This is a genomic window from Tenacibaculum sp. SM2510, assembly GCF_057002845.1.
The window spans coordinates 2766133-2771849 of record NZ_CP192703.1 but is presented as its reverse complement, the minus strand read 5'-3'; the positions used below and the strand labels follow the sequence as shown (position 1 = coordinate 2771849).

Annotated in this window: 6 protein-coding genes; 2 read left to right on the top strand and 4 right to left on the bottom strand. The window is 30.7% G+C overall.

Annotated elements, in window-relative coordinates:
* Positions 1 to 482 precede the first annotated feature (482 nt).
* Positions 483 to 1616 carry a cysteine desulfurase family protein gene (locus tag ACQ629_RS12620; protein WP_483705494.1) on the bottom strand — a complete coding sequence of 378 codons (1134 nt, stop codon included), beginning with the start codon at positions 1614 to 1616 and terminating at the stop codon, positions 483 to 485.
* Positions 1617 to 1625: 9 nt separating this feature from the next.
* Entirely contained in the window at positions 1626 to 2174 is a 549-nt protein-coding gene (locus tag ACQ629_RS12615) for a Smr/MutS family protein (protein ID WP_483705492.1), read from the bottom strand.
* Positions 2175 to 2256: 82 nt separating this feature from the next.
* Between ACQ629_RS12615 and ACQ629_RS12610 the strand changes: the two genes are divergently transcribed.
* Entirely contained in the window at positions 2257 to 2913 is a 657-nt protein-coding gene (locus ACQ629_RS12610) for a low molecular weight phosphatase family protein (protein ID WP_483705490.1), read from the top strand.
* 98 nt (positions 2914 to 3011) lie between these two features.
* Here the strand turns inward: ACQ629_RS12610 and ppk2 (ACQ629_RS12605) are convergent, their stop codons facing one another.
* Positions 3012 to 3791 carry a polyphosphate kinase 2 gene (ppk2, locus tag ACQ629_RS12605; protein ID WP_483705488.1) on the bottom strand — a complete coding sequence of 260 codons (780 nt, stop codon included), beginning with the start codon at positions 3789 to 3791 and terminating at the stop codon, positions 3012 to 3014.
* A gap of 1 nt (position 3792) precedes the next feature.
* Positions 3793 to 4650: a polyphosphate kinase 2 gene (ppk2, locus tag ACQ629_RS12600; RefSeq protein ID WP_483705486.1), complete on the bottom strand. Its 858-nt coding sequence runs from the start codon at positions 4648 to 4650 to the stop codon at positions 3793 to 3795.
* Between the two features lie 69 nt (positions 4651 to 4719).
* Between ppk2 (ACQ629_RS12600) and ACQ629_RS12595 the strand changes: the two genes are divergently transcribed.
* The gene (locus ACQ629_RS12595) at positions 4720 to 5664 is read left to right on the top strand and encodes a lipid A deacylase LpxR family protein (RefSeq protein ID WP_483705484.1); all 945 of its coding nucleotides are present in this window, start codon (positions 4720 to 4722) and stop codon (positions 5662 to 5664) included.
* The last annotated feature ends 53 nt before the right edge of the window (positions 5665 to 5717 follow it).

Sequence of the window (5717 nt, the reverse complement as noted above, 5' to 3'; positions counted from 1 at the left end):
AGAAAATGCTATCTTCAGAGAGGATAAGGGGTAAACTTTACTCATAAAAAAATGTCTTCTTTAACAGTTCTTTTACAACGATTTAACATTGTAACAAATACCTACGTTTAAAAAGTTAAAACTTAGCTTTAACTTTTATTAATTATTTTAAACTTATCGTATTGCTTGAGAAAAGAATATTTCTCATTTTAAAAAGAAGAACCCTCTTTTTAATAAAACAGCTATACATGCTTTTTTTATTACCAAAAATTTTGATAGCGGTTTTATTAAAGGGCGGGGGGTAAAATAAACAACCACTTACAATATATAATTCTATTATTTAAATATAATGAACAAGTTGGTTTTAAAATTCTTACAATGGCAAATTTAAAAAAATAATCATTAAAAAAGTGTTTTTTTAAACATTTTTTTAATGATTATTTCTCAAAAACAAAATCACTTAAAACAAGTATTAAAATGTTTATTTTCATTGAATTAACATGCTAAAATCTGCTTAGTAATTTCTCTATAAAATATACTATTTCTTTTTTGGTATTTAACTTACTTAAAGAAACTCGTAGTGATGTTTTTTTTGAGTCTTCTTTATTTAAAAAACTTTGCAAAACATGAGACCCTTTATTGCTTCCACTTTGACAAGCACTACCACCAGAAACTGCTACACCTTGTAAATCTAAATCAAACAGTAGCATATTTTTACTAAAAGGTAATCGTAAACTTGTTATTAAATAACTACTTTTTTTAATATCTGAAGACAAACCATTAAAATATATGCCTTTACTATTTTTTTCTATTTCAGCAATTAAATATTCTTTTAAACCTAAAATATACTCCTTATCTTTCTCTAGATTTACATAGGCAAGCTCTATTGCTTTCTCCATACCTAAAATAGCATGCACATTTTCGGTGCTAGACCTTACTCCTTTTTCTTGCTCACCGCCATATAACATTGGCTGTACAGGAATTCCTTTTTTAATATACACAAAACCGATTCCTTTTGGCCCGTGAAATTTATGCGCGCTTGCTGCTATAAAATCTATGGGTGTTTTTTGTAAATCTATTTGATAATGCCCAATTGCCTGTACGGTATCTGAATGAAAATAAGCTTTGTTATTTTTACACATTTCAGAAACTACATGAATCGGTAAAATGTTACCAATTTCGTTATTTATATACATTAGACTTACTAATGTTGTTTCATCCGTTTTTTTTAAAAGCCCCTCTAAACTATTTAATAAAACCGCTCCGTTTTCATCAAGCTCAACAAAATCTACCTTTATATTATATTGCTTTTGCAAATACGCAACCGTACGCAAAACTGCATGATGCTCTATTTTAGAAGTAATAATTCTGGTTACTCCTAAATTTACTACGGCATTCTGTAAGATTAAGTTATCCGCTTCGGTACCACCTGCTGTGAAAACAATTTCTCTTGCTGATACATTAAAGTGCTTTGCTATATTTTTCCTTGCCGTTTCTACAGCCGCTTTTGCCTTTCTACCAAATTGATGTGTAGACGAAGGATTCCCAAAATTATCCAACATTGACTGCTGCATTACCTCTATAACTTCGGGTAACATTGGTGTTGTTGCTGCATTATCTAAATAAACAGGTTTCATAAAATATTATTAATTTGGATTTTGATAAATATAGACTTCTGTAGCTCCCTGACCGTATTTTTGATAAGAAGCATCGTAATATTTTACCTCATAATTATTTAGTAAATAATACAATTCGCTTTTTAACACCCCTTCACCCACTCCGTGAATTAGCACTAATTTAGAGATGCTTTTAGAAATACAATATTCTAATTTATGCTTCGCTGTTTGCAATTGCAAGGAAAGCACATCATAATTATCCATACCACGTGTAGATTTCACTAATTTACTAGCATGCAAATCAACCTCCATCACAACTTCATTTTTATCTTTTACAAATATTGATTTTTTCTTTTTTGGTACTTGCTGAATCTTCTCTTTTAAAAACGAATTATTTACATCAATATGCCTACTTAACTCATTTTGATCTGTATGAATTTTAACCAACTCATTCTCAAAAAAGGAATACTCCATACCATCAGAATCCTTAACAAAAAACATATTATTTTCTTTTTTTGTTATGAACCCTCTAATATCAGCATCTAAAACCGCTACTTTATTACCTATTTCCAAACACATTCTTAACCTTTACTTAATTCACTAAAAGAGTTTTACAGTGTACTTTTGCTGTAACTATACCATACAAAAGAACTTTAAAAAAATGATAAACACTAAAAACATTTGCACAAAAACATTCTTTGAAGAAGCTAGCAAAGATATAACAATTAGTAATGAGCGTAAAGAGCTACTTACCAATATTGCGCAATTAATTAGTAGCGAATATCAAGAAAGAGAAAAGATAAATTTAAATTTTATTTGCACACATAACTCAAGAAGAAGCCAATTTGCGCAAGTTTGGAGTTTTTTTGCTGTTGAATATTTTAATTTAAAAAATATTTATACATATTCTGGCGGAACAGAAACTACGGCCTTTCATAGAAATACCGTAAAAAGCTTACAAAAAACAGGATTCAGTTTTAATATTATAGATTTTTCTCATCAAAACCCTAGGTATTTAATTTCTTTTGATGAAAGCAAAAAATCAATTATTGGCTTTTCTAAAACCTTTGATAATTCTCACAACTGTTATCCGTACATCGCAATTACAACTTGCGATAGCGCAGACGAAAACTGCCCTTTTATTGCGGATGCTATTTCTAGATTTCACTTACCATACTTAGACCCTAAAAATGCAGATACTACCGATTTAGTTTCTGAAACCTATTTAAATACTAGCAAACAAATTGCTGGAGAGTTATTTCATATTTTTGAAAGTGTGAAAAATAAAATTAATTCTACTATAATTAACGCCCTGTAAACCTATTTACAAAAACACTATTAACCCTTTTATATTTGATGTGATTCCTTAAATAAATTCGGAATGACGTTAGAAAACACCTTTCAATAAAAGCATCTCTAAACTATCGTATCTTTATCATAAGGAATACTTTTTAAAACGTGATTTATTACATCAATACGTGCTAAGGTTTTCCTGTTTGCTCTAATAACTTTCCAAGGAGATATTGTTGTGTTTGTTTTAGAAAACATTGCCCGTTTATACTCGGTATAATCATCCCAAAGATCTTGTGCTTTTTTATCTACCGAAGTCATTTTCCATTGTTTTAATGGATTTGTTTTAATATCACTAAAACGCTTTGCTTGCTCTTTTTTATTGATAGACATATATATCTTTACCAAACGAATACCAGATTCTAAAATCATTCTTTCAAAATCATTTACTTGATTCATAAATATTTGATATTCTTCTTGGGTGCAAAATCCGTTTACAGGCTCAACTACTGCCCTATTATACCAACTACGGTCAAAAAAAACAATTTCACCTGCCTTCGGAAACTTTCGCACATATCGCTGAAAATACCATTGTGTTTTTTCATCTTCATTTGGCTTTGGCAATGCTACAATACGCATGTGTCGCGGATTTATCCTTTCTGTAATTCTACGTATCGCACCACCTTTACCAGCAGCATCTCTACCTTCAAAAATAACAATTATACGCTCGTTATTATTAATTGCCCATGTTTGCAAACGAATTAACTCTACCTGTAGTTTTTTTAATCTACGCTCGTAATCTACATACCTAACCGCCCTTTCTATATTAAAAGGTTTAGATAAAAGTGCTTTTAGCCCTTTAGTAGTATTCAACTTATTTACATCTTTTTGTGTTAACTTTTCCATATTAATCTAAATGATTTACTGAGCGGTAATAACGCATTACTATATTCGGATCTGGATTTGTTGCCATCTTAACATCTTCTCTTTCTTGATAATCGAATTGAGATAACACATGCCTCATACACTCTATTCTTGCTTTCTTTTTATCATTTGTTTTAACCACCATCCATGGGCTATAAGAGGTATGAGTTTTACTAAACATTTCTTCTTTATAAAAACTATAATCGCTCCACAATTCCTGTCCTTTTTTATCTACAGGGCTAAATTTCCATCTCTTTAGTGGATCATCGTTTCGCGCATCAAATCGGCGCATTTGCTCATCTTTAGATATCGATAACCAAAATTTAATAATCGTTACACCATCTTCATACAACATATGCTCAAACTCAGGCACCTGAACCAAAAACTTATTGTATTCATCTTTTGTACAAAACCCCATTACTGGTTCTACAACTGCTCTATTATACCAACTACGGTCAAAAAAAACAATTTCACCAGGATTGGGCAGTTCTTTAATATATCGTTGAAAATACCATTGTCCTTTTTCAACAACTGTTGGCTTATTTAAAGCCACCAAACGCATAGAACGCGGATTTAAATGCTCCATAAAACGACGAATATTCCCTCCTTTTCCTGCAGCATCTCTTCCTTCAAAAATAACTGCTACCCGTTTGTCGTTTTTAGCGATCCATTGCTGTAGTTTCACTAATTCTATCTGAAGTTTTTTCAACTCCTTTTCGTAAGCTATTTTCTCTTTAACTTTACCTACAGAGACTCCTTTTTCTTTTATTAAAGACAATAATTGGTCGTTTGTTGAAACGCTTTCAAAATCATCAATCGTAAGTTTTTCTTTATTTCCCATTTAAAATAATACGTTGAATTACTACTAATTTAACCCTAACACTGCTAAAATAAGACGATATTAGCTGCTATGAAACAAAAAATCTTTTTTTTATTTACCTTGTTTTCTATTAGCCTTTTTTCTCAACAAAAATATGCTAAAGAATTCAGTTTTTTAAATGATAATGATTTATATATATCTCCTAATCAAGATAGGTATTACACCAATGGCTTGTTTTTTTCGTACCGCTATTTAAGTGGTAAAACGACTAAAAATATTGAAAAAAAGATTTTCGAGATTCAACTTGGCCATCACATGTATACGCCGTTTAAGGCTGTTGTACAACAAAGCAGTAATCACGATCGCCCATTTGCAGGTTATTTATTTGGTAATTTTGGCATACAACATTTTTATAAAAACGAAACCATTCTAAAAACTTCTTTACAACTTGGTGTACTAGGACCCTCTGCTTTTAGTAAACCTCTTCAGGATTTTATCCATGATATATATGGCTATAAAAAAGCAATAGGATGGGAAGATCAAATTTCTGATGCTTTCGCGGTGAACTTAAAAATAGAGTATATAAAAAAACTAGCAAACGACAATTACCTTGATGTTAACTGGGTTAATAAGGCTAGAGTTGGAACTGTTTATACTGACTTTTCAACAGGTTTTTATGGCCGTATCGGATTAAAACCACTTCAAAAAATCATAAATTCTATTGCTTTCAATGCAAACTTAAACAATAAAAACACTGCTTTTAACAATGAAATTGAATCGTTTTTATACCTAAAACCAATGTTTAGCTATGTTGCTTACGACGCTACTATTGAGGGAAGCTTTTTAAATGACAGCAGTCCGATTACTTTCGGTGTAGAACCTTTTAAGTTTACAACTGAAGTAGGCATTCGCTTTACTACTAATCGTTTTAATTTTGGGTACGCAGTAAATTATCACACAAAAAAGCTAAAAAGTGTACGCGTACCAAAGGGGAATTTTTACGGAACTATACTTTTAAACTATCAATTCAATTAACTTTTTCGATGGTTGAAAAAATAATTTTTAAAACCATCAAATTAAGATATATT

Excerpts from the sequence above, each read along its gene's own strand:
- ACQ629_RS12620 (WP_483705494.1), bottom strand. The coding sequence starts at position 1,616 with ATGAAACCTGTTTATTTAGATAATGCAGCAACAACACCAATGTTACCC.
- ACQ629_RS12615 (WP_483705492.1), bottom strand. The coding sequence starts at position 2,174 with ATGTGTTTGGAAATAGGTAATAAAGTAGCGGTTTTAGATGCTGATATT.
- ACQ629_RS12610 (WP_483705490.1), top strand. The coding sequence starts at position 2,257 with ATGATAAACACTAAAAACATTTGCACAAAAACATTCTTTGAAGAAGCT.
- ppk2 (WP_483705488.1), bottom strand. The coding sequence starts at position 3,791 with ATGGAAAAGTTAACACAAAAAGATGTAAATAAGTTGAATACTACTAAA.
- ppk2 (WP_483705486.1), bottom strand. The coding sequence starts at position 4,650 with ATGGGAAATAAAGAAAAACTTACGATTGATGATTTTGAAAGCGTTTCA.
- ACQ629_RS12595 (WP_483705484.1), top strand. The coding sequence starts at position 4,720 with ATGAAACAAAAAATCTTTTTTTTATTTACCTTGTTTTCTATTAGCCTT.